At 47.0% G+C, this 17,704-nt stretch carries 9 protein-coding genes; 2 read left to right on the top strand and 7 right to left on the bottom strand.

Annotated features, from left to right (window positions below; genetic code table 11):
- Positions 1–2: 2 nt before the first annotated feature.
- Positions 3–896: an AraC family transcriptional regulator gene (locus HQN88_RS27270; protein ID WP_173118432.1), complete on the top strand. Its 894-nt coding sequence runs from the start codon at positions 3–5 to the stop codon at positions 894–896.
- A 267-nt stretch (positions 897–1,163) separates the two neighbouring features.
- Here HQN88_RS27270 and HQN88_RS27265 read toward each other — a convergent pair whose 3' ends face one another.
- Positions 1,164–2,852 (bottom strand): hypothetical protein, encoded by a 1,689-nt coding sequence (locus HQN88_RS27265; RefSeq protein WP_173118430.1) that lies wholly within the window; start codon positions 2,850–2,852, stop codon positions 1,164–1,166.
- Positions 2,845–3,906 (bottom strand): glycoside hydrolase family 88/105 protein, encoded by a 1,062-nt coding sequence (locus HQN88_RS27260; RefSeq protein ID WP_173118428.1) that lies wholly within the window; start codon positions 3,904–3,906, stop codon positions 2,845–2,847. The genes HQN88_RS27265 and HQN88_RS27260 overlap by 8 nt, the downstream gene beginning before the upstream one ends.
- Positions 3,907–4,098: 192 nt before the next feature.
- Between HQN88_RS27260 and HQN88_RS27255 the strand changes: the two genes are divergently transcribed.
- Positions 4,099–4,704: a hypothetical protein gene (locus tag HQN88_RS27255; protein WP_173118426.1), complete on the top strand. Its 606-nt coding sequence runs from the start codon at positions 4,099–4,101 to the stop codon at positions 4,702–4,704.
- A 312-nt stretch (positions 4,705–5,016) separates the two neighbouring features.
- On the opposite strand, the gene HQN88_RS27250 is transcribed toward HQN88_RS27255, so the two are convergent.
- The 5 genes from HQN88_RS27250 to HQN88_RS38180 all read right to left on the bottom strand — a co-directional run bounded on the left by HQN88_RS27250 (position 5,017) and on the right by HQN88_RS38180 (position 16,856).
- Complete coding sequence (locus tag HQN88_RS27250) at positions 5,017–12,798, bottom strand: S-layer homology domain-containing protein (RefSeq protein WP_246320490.1); 7,782 nt, start codon at positions 12,796–12,798, stop codon at positions 5,017–5,019.
- A gap of 40 nt (positions 12,799–12,838) precedes the next feature.
- A complete protein-coding gene (locus tag HQN88_RS27245) occupies positions 12,839–13,204 on the bottom strand; it encodes a cytochrome-c oxidase (RefSeq protein ID WP_173118422.1) in 366 nt (121 codons plus the stop codon).
- A gap of 36 nt (positions 13,205–13,240) precedes the next feature.
- Positions 13,241–13,993, bottom strand: coding sequence for an SDR family oxidoreductase (locus HQN88_RS27240; protein ID WP_216855849.1), 753 nt, complete (start codon positions 13,991–13,993; stop codon positions 13,241–13,243).
- Positions 13,994–14,052: 59 nt separating this feature from the next.
- Positions 14,053–14,508: a DUF2269 family protein gene (locus HQN88_RS27235; protein WP_173118418.1), complete on the bottom strand. Its 456-nt coding sequence runs from the start codon at positions 14,506–14,508 to the stop codon at positions 14,053–14,055.
- Between the two features lie 296 nt (positions 14,509–14,804).
- On the bottom strand, positions 14,805–16,856 hold the full coding sequence (locus HQN88_RS38180) for a LuxR C-terminal-related transcriptional regulator (protein WP_274318826.1): 2,052 nt from the start codon (positions 16,854–16,856) through the stop codon (positions 14,805–14,807).
- Positions 16,857–17,704 lie beyond the last annotated feature (848 nt).

The raw sequence follows: 17,704 nt of genomic DNA, 5'->3' as shown, positions 1-17,704 counted from the left end.
GGATGGAAAATGAATCTGTTAGCTTCGCTATCGATGATTATACGAATCATTTTCTGGCTACCTATCCCGTTCACTGTGAATTTCGGACAATTCCGCTAGAACAGCAGTTATTGCATTCGCATAACGGATACGAGATCTATCTCGTTTTGCAGGGTACAGGCACTAATATCGTAGGTGATCGATTGTATCCGCTTCACGCAGGCAGCCTTACGATCATTCATCCGAATGTTATTCATCGACCGTTCCATGGACATAGCAAAGAATTCCATCGTTATGTCTTTTCCATAGATGAGTCTTATTTAGATCAATTGCACACCATTTGCAAGCTATCGGATCTATCTATCCCTCGACTGCTCGCCGAGCATCATCCGGATTCCAATCATTTTTTCCTGAGCGCCCAACAGTTTGATCGTGTCCAGACCCTATTCGCTGAGCTGACACAGGCGCTAGTTAAGCACGAGTTGGGCTATGAACTGGTTGTGCTGCGATGCATCGCAGATTTTTTCCTAATCATATTTGGCCTGCAAGACGAACATACCCTGAAACATACTGGTGATCAGCACCTCATTAGCGATGTGCTTTCTTACTTGATTGGTCATCATCAAGAACCTTTGTTAATAGAAGATCTTGTGACACGATTCCCAGTCTCGCGTTCGCAGCTTTTCACCTTATTCAAAGAGACTACGGGTACGACCATCAAACAGTTTCTTATCGAGTACCGGCTGAATAAAGCGAAACGGTTGCTGGTGGAGACCGATTTAGCCATCTCAGAGGTTTCAGCTGCTGTCGGATTTGGCGACATGTCGCATTTCTTCCACGTGTTCAAAAAGGAAACCGGCTTAACGCCAAAGCAGTACCGTGTTGAGGCTTTTAAACGACTCATTAAATCAAACTAGTACCAAACGTTTACTGCCAAATAACTGGATTTTATGCAGCTAAATCAGCCTGATACCTCTCAAATCAGGTAATAACTGGATTTTATGCAGGTAAATTCAGCCAAAAGGTTCAATTTCGCCTGATTCCGCTAGATTAGCTACATATCATCCATCTAATTCGAAATTGATGGAAATTTCAGCGAAATTAACAACCTATTTTCCAGTTAAAATAGCGAACGCAGAAATAGAGGCGCAGGAAATAATTCCTGCACCTCTTTCGTGCCCTGCCTACTGCACGCGTTCAAGCAAATTCTGCGGCAGTTGTACGCGGTTATTTCGGTAGAAGTCCCACGTCTTCCCTGGTGCCGTCGGTACCACAATCGACATCTTCTCCTCCTGAACACCTATTGTAGCCCTCACAGAATCGGCCTCAAGCTGAACATCAACCGCCGATAGCGTGCCATCAACCTCGCCAAGCGATAATGCGAAGATCCATACGGCTTTTTGAATCGCATGGAAATCAAAAGACTTCATCTCGCCAGTATAGATAACATAATCCAAATGAAGTGCATCTTCACTACGCTCCACTGATACCTCGAGTGTTCCGTAGTCCGACTCCTCCAGAACAGCTGCCACTCGAAGCTGCGTATCTCGTCCAAGCATCGTCGTCAAACTTTTCCCTTCCACAACAGTTGGAAGCTCAAGTTCTTCCATTTCCCCGCCGAGGAGCAACCGAATGCGCAAATCATTCGCTTGAAACTTGCCATTGATCACATCTAGCTCCTGATGCCAAGCGCCATTATCTGTGGCCAAATTAAAGCCGAACAGCACCTGATTATGTGACTGCACGCCAGTAAAAATAGCAGAGCAAAAGTCCTTCCCATCTTTCAGAAATTGCAACTGCACGAACACTTTCTTGCCACCAACATCCACGAAGCCTAGCAAGTTGCGACGCTGATTCCACATACTGCCAATCGTGTAGCTTCCAAGCGAAAATTTCTCATTTTGATACGTCGTCGCATAGTTCTGATATCCCGCTTCTGCTTCCATCATCGTTGGCTCAATGAAATACCGCTCCTCATTGGAGGTAAAATAAGCCTGATACTTGTCAGGGCAGCGAATCGCAGACAATTCGCCACTGAGCGCATTTCCCAGGAAATGCTTCTCTCGCTCCGCCAGCAATGTGTTATAGGTGCGACTGTACGGACCGCCCCATTCACCGGTCGCTGGGTGGAAATGCTTTGCAACCATCTCCCAAGCAATGTCCAACAATTGCTCAGCAAGAGTTACGGCCGCAGGGGTAACCGATTCTTGATAGATGCTATCCAATTCTTCAATCGCAATTGGCGAATAACAAGGACTGTTATACTCGGTAAAAGTACCGATTCCTGATGTAAATGCATGAAATCGCTGCAGGCGTTGCTCCCCGTAGCTGCGAATCTCGTTATCGCCAAGCACCTCGCCGCCAACCAACGTAACAAACGCCCCCATAATCGCAATGTTCGTATAATGCGGCCCCACATCTCGTCGGATGATCGCTTGGCAGGCGCAATAAATAGCTTCACGAATTTGTTCGACTAAAGCCTCAGGAAGAGATTTTGAATAATTTTTCAAGATAAGAACTAATTTCTTCCCTTGAAAATCCGCCATATTCCAGTCTGGACGATCCATTTCATCCAGCGACTCTTCGAAAAAGTATGGCCAAATTCCATACGAATTGCTGCTTGCTACTTTATCCTGTTGGGCAATAACAACCTCTAGAATTTCTGCCGCTCTTTGCGCAAAGTCTTCTCCGCCGTAACGGAGTAAATCATACGCATAACAGGTGGAAGGATATAACGCGTACACCATAGGATGCGTATCCGGCTTAAGTGCCGTATGATACGTCGACGTGAGCGGTGTCCGGATTAATTTGACACTAGCATCATACTGCTTCTCATTAACTTGAATAGCTTTCATTATTTTGTCTCTATTCATGTTCACTCTTCTCCATTTGGAGTGCCTCAGCCAATAGCATCAACACAAGGCCTTGTCCATATAACGTTGGATACGTTGAAATATCGTCTTGATAGGCCTGAATCGTTGGCATCACAGGTGTCCCACCAGATACCCCATTCACGATACCTTCCTCCGTAATATAGGGTACAATCGAAGTAAACACTAGTTCCACAGAGGCAGCTGTTTCTTCTAGACGAGGGATTAGACCAAGCTCCGTACCTTTCAACAGGCCATAAGCGATGCCTGCGCTTCCCGACACTTCCCGATAAAAATGAGGTTGATCCATCACCGTGCTCCAAAGTCCATCTTCCTGCTGGTACGCAAGCAACCCTGACATTAGGCGTCCGTATCGTTCCTTAAGTTCTTCCGGAATAGCAACAAGCTGATCAATTTCCTTCACAATCATCGGAATACCTGCAGCAATCCAAGCATTTGCTCTCGTCCAGCGCGCCGCTGACATATGATCACCCGACCCGCAATTCCAACCGTGGAAAAGAACATTCGTCTCCTCATCCTGCAGCAATCTCAGATGAATTAGCACCTGGTTCAATGCTTCCTCCGCATAAACCTGACTGCCCACCAAAGACGCCGTGCGCGCTAGGAATAGAACCGCCATAAAAATCGTATCCGCCCACACTTGTTCAGCAAATGCCACATTTTCCGTGACCGTATGCTCGAAAGCATCTTCACGCGTTCTTGGTGTGTCCTTAATCAGCCACTCTGCTACCCGAACCGCTTCATCTCGGAACCAAGCATCATTCGTAACACGATATAAAGCCGGGAAAATGGCATAAGGTGCAATCGAATTGATTACCTTCGTGCCTTTCGCTTTCTCACTATTCTGCTTCACCCACTCCTGCAAATAAGCGATTACCTCGGGATTGTGAGTTGCTTCGTAATACTCCAGCATAGCAATCACACCCACACCAGGCACCCAGTCCCAGTGATGAATATCCATTCCCCATTCGCCAGAATGATCCTTTATCATTTCTTGCCATACCTTATTGGCGTGATTTGCATACGTTGAATTCATGATTTAGGCAACTCCTTTTTATTAAAAGATTACCTAAAGAGTAGCATCATTCGTACTTGTCTTGCTTGGGCTTCCGTCCCGAAAACATGGGGAATCGTCCAGAAATGTAGGGGAACTTATCACAAAACTTTTCCTACCATTCACTAACCGTTATACTATATGGATACTACTGGAAAATGGAGGTACACAACGATGGGTTGGTCCGAATTGCAAAGAGTCCCCAATGAATACAATGATGGCATGAAGAAGATTGATGAATCACTGCTGCAATTGCTAACGGAGCGTAAATCCCTTGCCAAAGGCAGACGATTTTACCCACAAAAGGAAGTCCTTCAAGAATGGTCAACACGATTCGGTATTGAAATTCCACAAATTAACTGGCTTCTTAACAGTTTAAATGAGCATTACCCTGTCATGCCGAATGAACCAGGTGATTTGGAACATGTCGTACCCATCATGAAGAAAACCGTCGTTGGAGACTTTTCCTATACATTGACACATACCATGCAGCATCAACACAGCAGTATTGTCTATGTTGAAATCAAGCTTATTCAACTCGATGATCATTTTGGCAATTTTCGACCACAACTCCAACTTGATGTAATAGGTCCTGAACTATATCGTGTCATGAGAAATGGCTCTAGGGGCGGCGGCGGGCATACACAAATCACATTTCTCGTCACACCCCGTTTGCCTGATAACTTAGAGGGTTTACATTTTGCCTTAATTCCGTATGCCAGCCCAATGGAGTCTCCGCCTAAAGAGATCATTTTGGATCAGGAAGTTCAATTTGATTAAAATGAGGGTAAAAGATCCATGTGACCAGTACTCACTCTTGCCCCTGACGCTCTAACAGCAAAAAAAGCCCATTCATTGGGCTTTTTTTATTTCATATAAGTATGCAAGGAAACCGCCTCAAGTTAGTTTACTTCTTCTATGCGACTGATTGCCACGGTAATTGTAAGCGCTGCTAGATATAAGGCCAGAGGTGAACGTCTGCGCTTTGCGAGTTTTTTACTCAAGCTTCATCCCTCCCGATTGTAAACTCTTTATAAGAAGATTTAACCAATCGGGCGGGATATGAATCAGCTTATTCATTTCTTTTTATTCCTACCAGCGGAGATTACTGCACAATTTCGCCTTAATGGAAGCTTCTGCTTTCATACCGCTTTTCTTAAACAGATCTTTAATTTTCTTTTGCAGGTCGGCTTCTTTGCCCTTCACCGCCGACTTCTTAGGCTTAAGTAAATCGACACGGAAAGGTCCTGCTTCCGCTCTTAAAATAGGTCCATCTGTTCGACATTTGGTATCTAAATCCTGACCTAATTTGTAACCTGCCTGTAAATTTCCGATTCCGGCCGTCAGCTTAGCCATTGCCTCCAAGGAGAGTTCATTCTTGGCAATATCTTCGAATGGAGAAACTTCAAGTCCAAGCCCTACGCCAAACCCAGTGTCGCCGCAGGCAGATACGCCTTCCTCCGTAATGCATACTTTGCCACCAATCCCGACAACGGCATACACAGATGCTCCCACACATAATTGTCCACAAGGATCCCGGAACATAATCGGGTTGTTATTCACATAGGCATACATATTGGTTTGTCCGCTTTCCAGAAGAATAGGATCTCTTGCTGTCCATCGACCCGAAACTGGGTCATAGTCACGGAAGCCAAAGCGCACGAGTCCCGTATCCCGATCCTCCAGACCGCCGGCATAACCAATTAGCAGCTCAAATAACGGATTCGAATCGGATTGCAAACCGCCATAACTATCATAACGCAGCTCCTTCACGGTTACGCCGTTTTCATCCACCACCAGCTGAGGAGTGCCTACAGCGTCAGTCACCACATAGTAGCGCTTCCCAGCACGTTCCAACGCGATGAGAAGACCCATCTCATTGTAGGAATACATTGTCGGCTGTCCGTTTGAATCTATTGATGCTGTCATCAGTTGCAAGGAATCGGGATTCCCATATATATATTGTGTCTTACGTCCTATACTGTCTTCCTTCGCCACTCTTCGGCTTAGGCCGTCATACGTATACTTGTAGGTGCCATTCGCCAACGCGTTCATATAAGTAACGCCTGTAACGGATTGATTAGTCGTGATGCCATTCACAGCACTCGACACAGTCGCTTCCAGCAACTCACCTCGAACTCCATAGGTAAACGTATCGGAACCCCTTTGTGTAAGAAATCCGTCTGTATCGAAGCTGTAGGCAAGTGCTCCAACACGCGCTAACACATCGTGATCTCCGTAGTTGCTAACCACTTGTGCAGCACCGCTCACTTGACTTGTGATCCGATTTTTATTGGCATCATAACTGTACGCTTCCGTAACCGCTGTGCCTCCCGGATCCGTCCATGTCATGCCTTTCAGCTGTCCATCCAGATCGTACTCATAGTGAGTGTTCTCCCTGCCTTTCGCAGAATCGACGGTGATGTCCGTCACGAAACCTCTCTTATCATACGTATAGGCCGCCTTATATACCTGACTTCCCTTCAATGAATAGGTGACGCTGTCGATCTTGCCATACTTGTCGTAAGCCACTTGAATATCCATCTTGCCATCAGCTATGGAGCTGACTGCCTTCAACGGACCGCCTCGATTGAATTGGAAAGCACCAAACTTCGTCAGGTTGTCTTCGTTATCGTATTGGAAAGGTGTGTTATACACCACGCCACCGACCGTCATGGCTATATTCGTCATGTTGAAGAAATCGTCATAGACATAACTGAACGAAGCATTAGTTTTACCTGTCAGTACCATCGATTTGATGTTTTCCCCTGAATATTCATAGGCAATCTTTTGTTGTCTCGAGCGGTCCGACGGCATCACACTTTCAATTGTTTTGGCAAAATCCGACTGACCCACGTACGTAAACGTTCGCTGTATATCCGCATCGTTGATGCCAACAGGCCGCTTGCCTCCACTTGTTTCTAACACATGGTCAATGACTCGACCGCTTTGCATCGTCGTATTCACAAGATTACGGCCATTGTCATACTCCGGATTGTACCAAAGGCCTGAGCCTTCAGGGGCGAAGCCATCGAATTGCCCCAGCTTATTGAATTGCTGTTCATATTTTGAACCGTCAGGCATCGTGATCCCTGTTAGGCTGCCAAGATCATCGTATCCTTTGCGATATACCTTATTGCCAGGGGTCGTAATAGAGGCGATGCGTCCTGCAGTGTCATACTCATATGTTTTCACACTGCCGAAGGCATCGGTCTCCTTCTCAATCAGATTTTGTGCGTTATACGTGTAGCTAATCCATTTTTCACCTTGTTGAACCCGCTCCAACCGACCAAGAGCATCGTAGAAGGATTCAATTGGGAAGAGGTCCGTTCCCGGCCAGGCCACCTTGATAACCCTGTCTTTTCCATCCAAATAGGTTTCAGTCTTCGTACCCTCTGCCGTTGTTTCCGTGAATTTATGATTTCCCCCATCGTATTGGATCGTGAATACATCACCGTTCAATGTATGCTTGACCGTATACGATACCAACTCGTTGTTATTATTGATTACTGCGGATCGTTCTTCCTTAAATGTAGTTACTTTACCGTCGGGCGAGGTGTAAGTCAGTTCCGAAACGAATGGCGTATTTTTACCGAACCTTGGATCCGTCCCGAATTTCTTACTGATCTTGGTACCGTCTGGCAGTGTTGCCATTTCACTCTGCTCACCAATCTTCTCTGTTAACGTTCTAGCCCCGTTCGAATCTATCAACGTATACAGTGTTTTCCCGTCCGCGACCACGGTCTCGTATGTCGTAGTACGATTGCTAGGATCCGTAAAGGTAACAAGAGAACCTTTGTTGAGGATGGATTTGTGCAGCGTTTTGATGCCGCCCTCCGGATTGGTCGCCTTCACCAGCAGCCCGTTGTCATCGTAGTCGTACTGGTTCACACCTTGCACTGGATCCGTATACGCGATGAGCAGTCCTCCTTCATACTGCATCCGATAAGTCTCGCCTGCCGGGTTCGTAATGGAGCTAAGTTCCCCGCTGCTATCCACCTCTAAGATCGTTCGTTGTCCACCTGGCGCGATAATCGCTGTTGGCTTGCCTTGCGTATCACGCTCTATGCGTGTCAAATTTCCACTGCGATCCGATATCGACAGGAGGCGTCCGTCATTATCATAGGAGAATGCTTTCAGTTTAGCTCCGGACAAAACACTTTCATTATGCAGGATCTTGCCAGTTGTTAAATCAAAAACATTAACCGACAAACCATCTTCCTCCGAAATTTCAGCTTGCAAGAGCTTAGAGCTGTCAACCCGGTAGATGTTGCCAGAACCCGCATACAGATAACTGCCGTTATAATCTATCGTTGCCAATGAAAGATAAGCTTTAGACGTTGCTCTAGCATGCTCAAGGCTAACTTCCTCTACAATGCCATCCTTAACTTTGTATAGCTTTTCTGGTTCCCAGTTATTTTTCAATGCTGTGAACAAAATGTTTCCTTCTCCATCAAGGTACATCTTCAGCATATAAAATAGCGCCTTATTGGCAGCTACACCGTGATTAACCTCATAATTGCCCGTATACGTATTTGGTGATTTCCCTGCTATCTTGGTTATTACGCCATCTGCATTTATTTTTCTTACTCTTGAAGCATACTGCATGTGATTAAAGTTATCGTAAATGCGATCGTGAATATAAACAGAACCGTCCGGTCCTGCTATGACTGAAACTACTTCGCCAATCGTTTTCTTATTGGCCTTTCCGCTGTCTGCTCCTTCACCACTGCCCATGAACTGAATGCGGCCGTCAGTGCCAATCCGGTAAAAGATATTTTGCCTAGAAACCTGGTTGTTCCCTGACACATATAAGGATCCATCCGACGCTGCAGCCATGCTGAAGACTGTATACAAATCCGATTCTACGGCTTTAGCCCCATCGATAATATCTCTGTTTACAGCGTTACCCGTTCCCGCAAAAACTGACCAATATATCTCGTCTGATTTCTTGAGGTATATCTGCTTCTTCGTTGGTGAGTACCGATACACGTTCCCGAGGGAGTCTGAACTTATCAGCATGTAACTCTCAGACGGAAATTCCTCACTCTTTTGAAAGCTTCCATCATGATTAAGACGTGCAACAATTTGCGGATACCAGCCATTTTTAATACCTCCACTTGCTGTGAAATAAACGGAATTTCCAGGTCCGGGAGTTATGATTTGACCATCGGGGCGGAAGCCATCTCCAAGCCCAGATAGATCCAGTTTGTTCAGACTTTTATGAGACACTGTTTTCTTGTTACGGTCTCCTTCATACATGGTATTCTCTTCGAAGCTCAGCATATGATGGGCATCCAAACTCCAGCCAGCGATTCCCACCTGCTCAAACGGATTATTTGGACTTTCCAAGGAACCATACCAGACACGTGAAACGGGTATTGTCGTTGTCTCTCTCACTCCACCAATTACGACCCCTGATGCGCTAAGCCGTCCAAAGCTTTGCTGAAAATCACTCGTGGCTGCATAGTATTGAAAGTTGTAGTTATTCGATACGGTAACCTTGTAGGGATGTGAGCCAATCAGCTTCCGCTCATAAGCATCTATGCCATCCCACTGAAGCGTATGGGTGACATTAGGAGCCGGATTGAAGGTTTTTCTGTACGATTTACCTCCGATTTCGACTGTGACCGTCATGGAACGCAGCGAACTAGGAATTGAATCTCCGCTGACTGGAATCGTAAGCTTCGATCTACTCTTGTATCCTGGGGTTCTCGTACTCGTATAATTCAAGTTCATTCCTGTGCCTTCAATCGGAATCGCTTGCCCTAAGCTTTGATTCTGGCAACCAATAATGGATCCCGCTTGTTCACAAGGGTCTAACTCGTCATGCTCACTGTTCGGGTCCTGGTCAACAGGAGGCTCCGCATCAAGCGGTGGACCATATGGCCAATTGCAATCCCAAGGGGTGAAGTGTTCAATCGGAACGCGCCACAAGCTTTGACCAGCGGTGTACATATCAGCTAGCTGCTGTCTTTCCTTATCCGTAAAACCAAGAACGGCTAGCTTATCAGCGCTGTCAATCGCTCCATCCCCATCCGAATCAATGGTGGCAATTCCCTCGTCAACACTTAGGATGCTGATGACCTTTCCGTTGTCCGATGCAACCCATCGTCCAGCTTCACGGTCGTAATAGCCCATGGGTACAGTCTCACCAACTGGGAATTTCAGGTAATTTTCTACATAGTAAAATAATGGTTGATTAAAGCGAACCTCGGTTGCTCCCGCTTGCACAGCCTCATCAGCTGACAATTCAACGGCATGGGTGTAGCCGACAAAATCAGGAAGGTCACCTGGCATCGCGTTCATCCCATTCTCCCCGACGGTATATTCAGTCGCACGGAGGTGGATTTCGGTCAAAGGCACGCTAGAGCCATCCGACAACGTCATCGTTGCAGACGTCCCCTCTGGAAAAATAACCGTAGGCTGTCTAGTCCCATCTGCATCGGTTACTTGGGAGCCTTGAGCTGCTTGAACGTCAACAGCCGTATTCAAGTCAACAACCGTTACCTTCGTGTCGTATGCTTTCAGTATCACATCTGGCAGTGTCTCGTATCTCCCGGCAGTTACTGTTACTTTACGCTGAACGGGCATGTATCCCTCTTTGGTTAATTGTATCGTCAGGATACCGCCTCCGTTTACCGCTAGATCGAATATTCCGTCGGCGCGGCTCCTCGTCACGCCCAACTCATTATGGTCAAGAATACTAATCAGTACGCCTGCCAATGGCTCGCCTGCTGAATCCAGCACTTGGCCACGAACAACAGATACAAGACTAGCTTCTATAGCTCCTTCAGCGACCCCCGTCTGCACCGGCTCACTTCCCGCATACAGAAATTGAACTGTGGAATGAAAAGTTGGCAGTGCCGTCGTCGGTATTTGCGTAGCTACCTCAACAGGATCCGGCGTACCATTCGATTCCTTCGGCGTAAGTGTGATCGGGACTGATCGGTCCGAGCGTTGACCGGCTGAATTCATTGCTGTCACGGTGAAGCTATATGCCGTCCCGTTCGTCAAGCCTGTAACGGAAGCTTCCGTCAATTTGCCCAATTGGGGGCCGTTTATCCAGGATACACCGTTGTCTGAGGAATAATGAACCTCATAACCCGCAAGGTTAGCCTCGCTGTTCGCCAACCATTGTAACGTAACCAGCGTATTGCCAGCCTTACCTGTTAAGCCAGAAGGTGCAGCCGGTTTCGTTCCTACTGGAGGTGCTTGCGGTGTTGCGATAAACCCAGCAGACTTCGCTGACTCGTTGCCTGATGCATCCACCGCTGTGATCGCGAATAGATACGTTACCCCGTTCGTGAGTCCACTCACAGAATACGTTGTCACGCTTCCGCCAGCTACATTGGCTCTTGATGTCCAAGTAGCACCATCGTCGGTCGACGCATACACCTTATATCCCATCAGATCGCTCTCGGTGTTCGCTGTCCAGCTTAAACTCACCACGCTATCGCCAGCCGTACCGGTTAAAGCTGCAGGAGCGATCGGCGGAGTTGTGTCACGGTTCCCATTGTTATTTCCTGTGCCTGATCCTCCGCCACTCCCCCCTCCCGAGGGAATAGGCCGTGCGCCATCTATTGAAACATGACCTATCGTTAACGATTGTCCTGCACCTAATGATGTAAACGTCTGGAGGGCGTCATATTTATGACAGCTGCAGTCTGTTAACTGAGATTGCTCCGTATCCAGCAGCGACAGGCCTGGAAACGTAGAAGGGCTCGCTCCATAAATAGCCGCTGTTCCTCCGCCTTCTGCAACGATGCGCGACAGGCCTGCATCTTCAACGAGCGTCAAGCGATACGTCTTATCCGGCAGCACATTAGCACGGAACGTACCGTCCAAACCCGTGACTGCATAGAACGTTGGGTTGGTCGTAAACGAAAGGATTGTGCCAACCGCCGGCTTCCCGTCCACACCCAGGACGGTTCCCTCAATTTGCGCGGATGGCTGAGCGGTAAGTGCTAGATCCGTTCGTCCCTTCTCATACACGACAGACTGATAGCCTGCATACCCTTCTTTCACGACATGTACATCGTAGTCTCCATAAGGTATTGAAGCCACCCAAGCGCCCTGCTCATCGGTACGTCCCCAGGCTTTGTACATCCGCTTCCCTTTCTCGTGGATGAATACATCAGCTGCTTGCAGAATAGATCCATCCGTCTGGCTGACCTTGATCGTGAGCGGCGCAGATGTTACATCACCACCTACGCTCGCTAGCTTCTTAGCCCGATGAAGAATAACAGCTACTTCCGCCCGCGTTATATTCCGTTGCCCTTGGAAGGTATTATCTTCATACCCTTGCATGACACCAGCTTCGACCAAAGCAGCAACGGCTGTCTGGGCCCACGCTGGGATCAAGCTCTTGTCACTCAAGGACAAGGTCCCGGTTACCGTCTGCTGCACCACGCGATTGAGCATTACCGCTGACTCTTGGCGGCTTACTTCAGCTTCTGGTCTGAATTGGCCTGCTTCATTACCTTGGACAATGCCAAGACGAGCTGCCCGGCGAACTTCTTCCGCAAACCACTCGTGCCCGACGTCTTGGAAAGTCGGCGCTTGCGTTTCTTGCAGCTTCATGGCAGTTGATTGCACGAAGCGAAGCAGCATCGCGGCCATTTCGGCACGCGTCACAGTGCGTTCAGCTCGAAACGTACCATCTTCGTATCCTTGGATAACACGAAGCTGTGTCATTTCGGCAATCGATTCCTTGGCCCAAGCTGGCATACGCTCCTCCGGATTCTGTATGCTTAATCCGACATCACTGGCCACAACAACCTGCTCACCCCCGTAAGGTAGAAATACCTGAACGAACAAGGACAGGACAAGCAGCAAGGAACTCAGCCTTTTCGTCAATAATCTGTTATTCATCAAACACATTTAAGCACCACCTCACTAGCTCATTCTGGATTTATTTCACATAACGTGCCGCATTGATAAACAAGAATATGGCTCCAATCACAACGCAAATGCCACCAATGGACGTTGCGATAATAAATTGCGAATTTCCTGAAGAGAGCAAACCAGCCAATCCAGCCATCATGAGCGGAATACCGATCACATGCAGCCAGAAATGCCACTTACCCAACATAGAATTCGCTGCAGCAGGAAACAAGTGATAGAGGATACCGCCCAGCGCCATCGACACCCATCCCAATAAATTAATGTGTGCATGAACCGGGGATAGTGTATGGACTTCTGATATGGACATAACCATCCCCATAACGACACCAATTACAAAATAAAATGTAGACCAAACGATCATATTCCTTGCCATATGCATCCACCTTTATGGTTAATATTTGTCTCGGACTTACCCCATTTTGATTCCACCGTTTACACTCGTACATGTACCTGTTAGGAATCGGCTTTCCTCACTGGCTAGGAAAGCAATCACACCCGACACGTCATCCGGTACAGCTACCCTCTGCAGCGGTGTCATGGCTGCAAGCTGCTGCTTAACCGACTCAGGCGTAACACTGGAAGCATCCGTTTGGACGAGTCCAGGTGAAACCACATTGGCCGTTATTCCATAGGGAGCATTCTCTAACGCTACGTATTTGGCGAATGCATTCAATGCTGATTTAGCCGTTCCGTGTGCCCCCATGTAAGGCAGCGGCCCATCGGCTGCATCACTAGAAATGTAGATAATTCTTCCATATTCCCTGGCGATCATGCGAGGTACAATTGCTTGCGTCAACGTAAAATTCGCCTTCATCTCATCATTGAGCTTCTGAGCAAACTCCTCCCATAGCATCCCAATCAGCGGTTTCATTACGAAGCTCATATGGGCATTGCTAACCAGAATATCGATGTCCCCAAGCGTTGTTTGAATACGAGTTACAACCTCATTTACCTGTTCCGCATCACGCACGTCAGCCCTCGCCAGCATGGCTTCTCCACCAGCGTCGCGAATCTGATCTACGATGGCCTGCGCAGCAGCCTCTTGCTGAATATAATTAACGGCAACCTTAGCACCCTGCTTAGCCAGCATAAGGGCCGCAGCCGCTCCGATTCCTCTGGCCCCTCCAGATACGAAAGCTACTTTTCCAACTAAATTTGTCATTACCATTTCCTCCTAATATTAGATGTGCCGTTCTTTCTAAATCAGCCATTGTGTTTCATTCACATTGGTTTAACAATCATAAGAATAATTAATACCGTACCCATGATGGATGCTGTGTTGTAGAGCTTATTGGCTTTGGTAAGCAGAGCCCCTTTGTCAGCTTCTGTATCTGGATCAATTGTTTTACTTTTCTCTTCGCTCAGCCATTGATTCAACTGAGTCATGACAGGCGTCAGCATTCCCACCACCACAACCTGAATAATTACATACAGCACGAGTGAACTTAGAATCCATAAATCCGAGAATTTCCACCCTGCCAAAGCAACGAGCGCCACACCAGAAACGACAGCAAGGGTACCTCCAATTTTCGGGAAATAGTTGAGTTGCTGAAAAAGTGCCAGAGATTGTCGAAGCTGCTCATTGTTCTGGCTCCTTCTGAGTAAAATATGACCAAAGTAAGTAGGTCCAATGCCAAGAATCGCTGACACGATATGAATTAGAACAAGCCATTTCATGTGAAATCCTCCATCTTTCTTCCTATTCGCATAACATTTAGAGCTCCTGGTCGGTGTAGGCCATCATGCAATCCCCCTTTCATTCAACCACCTTAGCCAGTCAGCTCACTTAACAAGTAATTTAACATGACCATTCTGATTTCTAAATTATACGAACGTATAATATCCGACTTATACTAGGCAAATCGATCAGGAGCAGAACCCAAAAAGCCCACACCCCAAAAGGGGTGTGGGCTTCATAAATAGGCTATATAAACAGTCTTATTCAGTCCGTGTGATGAAAAAGGGGGCAGGAGTCAGCTTATTAACGGATTACTAGCTAGCAGCTTGATTAATTGGGTCCTTCCCTTTACGGAGAGCTTACTGTAGATAGAGCTAACATGCTTCTTAACTGTAATTTCGCTGACATACAGGGCTCTGGCAATTTCCAAATTGGTTAACCCATCGAGAACAAGGGCAACGACCTCCCGTTCCCTTTTCGTCAACTGAAAGTCCTGTCCATTAGATACGTGCAGCTCATCCGGGAACCCACCTCTTTTTAATAAAAAGCGTAAAAATGCCTCCAACTTATCTCCACGGGTATCCAGTACGAAAGTCGGTGTAGGTGTCTTGTCATCATAATTGTGATGGATAATACCTGGTACCAATTGAAATCCGAGATTCAAATGTGCTTCACGAAAAAATCCCAAAGGCGGAGGGGAGGTAATAAATATACCGCCCGAACACATATACGAAAACATCAAATACATCGTCTCTATAACCATATCCGGATTTTGCCAATCCACGTAATCAATTGTCCGTATAAACCAGCCGGCCTTATCAGGAGGATCAACCTCCAAAAGTTTGATTTCTTCCTTCGACAAGGAGGATATATAAGGGTTCGCGAACGGATCATCAAGCAGTACGGGCAACGTCGACTTGTCAATAGGAACGATGACAGCAAGACCAGCCGTTCTCCCATCTGCGGAACGAAGGAGCATGGCCGCTTGTTGATCTTGATTGACCCAAGTGCGTAAATCCAAATGCTTGATCGTAAGCGTCATATCCTCCTTCCCTTCAAACTCTTCGTACGATAGATCCGTCTCCGGATCCATGCCCGTCAGCTTTAGCGGGGTCGCTTGATCAAGCCTTAGACGCAAATAAGCTTCACCTTCGTGCAGATTAGCTAGCGTCAATGGCTCCCAAGTATACTGGCCCCTGGAGTATGATTGAATTAGTGTACGTATGAGAGGTATGCCCGTATAATAAAAAAGCTCTCCTACTTCCCAATCGGTTCTTCGGTACGGCGCGGAATGACGTATCCGTGCTGCATAATATTGCGCTGCTCGTCCCCTGAGCCGTTCAAAATAAACCGGGGTTCGCTCTTCCAGTTGCTTGCGCATTGCGAGCCGCATCAAGTCGTGCAGCATCCAGCCTCGTTCTGTCTTGCGGACAAAAGACAACGAGATCAAGTGACCAAAGGTTTCGTCATCCATTTCTTGGTCCATAATAACCTGCAATACCTCGCGATTGATACGAAGCAGCACCGCTGCCGCCTCTACCACTTTCCGCAAATGAGCATCAGGCACCTCGCGTAGCCACGCCTTGGCTAAATGATCAAACCATCCCGTATCTTCCGTTGAGGTATGCATCCAGTCCACGTTAGGATTAACATCAGCAGCCAGCGAAAGAGCGAGCGGATGACCACCTGTTTTAAACCAGATCCGTTCAATTTGTTGACCTTCCGTAATGCCACATTGATTCAAATAAACTGCGCTTTCCGCATGAGTTAAATTTCCGAGCGGCATAAATAGTAAGCGCTCCCGGATGGCGGGGGAAACGATCCATGTCCCTTTCAGCTTATATCTACCTGCGATCAACAGCAGCATGTTGTCTGGCAGCCATTTAATAAACTGATCTCGCAGCCAGCCGTCCAACTCACCCATTTCCTCATAGGTGTCTAAGGCTAGGACTATCTTCACTTCTGAGGCTAACTCTTTAAGTTTGGACAAGCAGACTTCCACCGGATTCCGGTGCAGTACCCTCTCACCCGGTGTCAGCTGCAACAACAGCTCCCGGCAAAACATATCGCCTTTATGATTAAAATCACGGCTGTCCAGATACAACATGATGGCCCCTGCTCGCAGCGCCTGCCTGCGAAACGAATCAAGAAGAAAGCTTTTTCCAACACCAGCCGTACCATATAGGTTCCAGATGGTCTTGCCTTCTACGGCACCCTCCGTGATACTGCGTCTAAATAGCTCAAGCTGCTCACTCCGACCTCCAATAAACTGATCCTGGCGCTCATCGATCATGCTCATTGCTGTCAGCTGCGGGCTTGAAACGGGTGCTTCCTTTTCATTTGCCATGATCACCATTCCCTACTTATCGGCATTGAAATCCATTCCCCTACAGGCCGAAACTGATGCGTGCTCTTTTATGTAATCTATTGTAGGGCTAGCAGCTTGTTGCTGAATTTTATACAAATTTTAACACAATTTCTGAGAATAATTAAGGCCGCTTCGTTATTTGCCGAACTTCGTTGTATAGACGATTATTATAGAACCTCAGACACAAAAAAGGAACCCAATCAAGAGGGCGTTGGTTCCGAGATTTTGGTGATTTTTTAAGGTTTGAGTGATAGGGAAAAGTGAGCTGTAAAGCCATGTGGCAAGGTTTTGGCGTTTTCTGAAAATGAAAGAATTTCATTTTCAATGCGCCGTGGAAAGCTGAATCTCTCAAATCATTTCAAAAATCATTTCAATAATAACCACTAGATAAATGGAAAAGAGCATCTGCTGCTACCTGAATTACTGAGAAGACAAGGTGGGGCTCTCAATTCAGATTAGGTAGGAGGTTCCACAATAGTTGATTAACAGATCTCCCACACCACCGTTGGAACCATTCGTTATACGGCGGCTCCTTCATTCACGCAGTGACATGTCGATAGTAATCCAGAAAAGAATATAAATCCGAGTCTTTTTATGGTGTTGTTGCGTTTTTTCTCAAGGATAGGGCTGTTTGAGAACCTCCAACAGCTCTTTCTTGTGCTTGCTTATGACGATGCTTTCTGCTTTGGATATACTGGGTGTTGAAGCTTCGAAAACCCTATCCTCACTCGTTTCTATTGCTTCCAGAAGATCTTACGGATTCATCTTCTCCTCCCTTAAACCGTAGTCTCAAGCAGGCTTTTTATGTCCCATAATCTCTGTCACCT

Source organism: Paenibacillus qinlingensis (assembly GCF_013204845.1).
In the GTDB taxonomy this organism is placed as follows: domain Bacteria; phylum Bacillota; class Bacilli; order Paenibacillales; family NBRC-103111; genus Paenibacillus_E; species Paenibacillus_E qinlingensis.
The sequence above is the reverse complement of the archived record's forward strand: the minus strand, read 5'-3'. Positions and strand labels throughout refer to the sequence as shown.

Coding starts and splice junctions, on each gene's coding strand:
- HQN88_RS27270 (WP_173118432.1), top strand. CDS start 3: ATGGAAAATGAATCTGTTAGCTTCGCTATCGATGATTATACGAATCAT.
- HQN88_RS27265 (WP_173118430.1), bottom strand. CDS start 2,852: ATGAATAGAGACAAAATAATGAAAGCTATTCAAGTTAATGAGAAGCAG.
- HQN88_RS27260 (WP_173118428.1), bottom strand. CDS start 3,906: ATGAATTCAACGTATGCAAATCACGCCAATAAGGTATGGCAAGAAATG.
- HQN88_RS27255 (WP_173118426.1), top strand. CDS start 4,099: ATGGGTTGGTCCGAATTGCAAAGAGTCCCCAATGAATACAATGATGGC.
- HQN88_RS27250 (WP_246320490.1), bottom strand. CDS start 12,798: ATGAATAACAGATTATTGACGAAAAGGCTGAGTTCCTTGCTGCTTGTC.
- HQN88_RS27245 (WP_173118422.1), bottom strand. CDS start 13,204: ATGGCAAGGAATATGATCGTTTGGTCTACATTTTATTTTGTAATTGGT.
- HQN88_RS27240 (WP_216855849.1), bottom strand. CDS start 13,993: ATGACAAATTTAGTTGGAAAAGTAGCTTTCGTATCTGGAGGGGCCAGA.
- HQN88_RS27235 (WP_173118418.1), bottom strand. CDS start 14,508: ATGAAATGGCTTGTTCTAATTCATATCGTGTCAGCGATTCTTGGCATT.
- HQN88_RS38180 (WP_274318826.1), bottom strand. CDS start 16,856: ATGGCAAATGAAAAGGAAGCACCCGTTTCAAGCCCGCAGCTGACAGCA.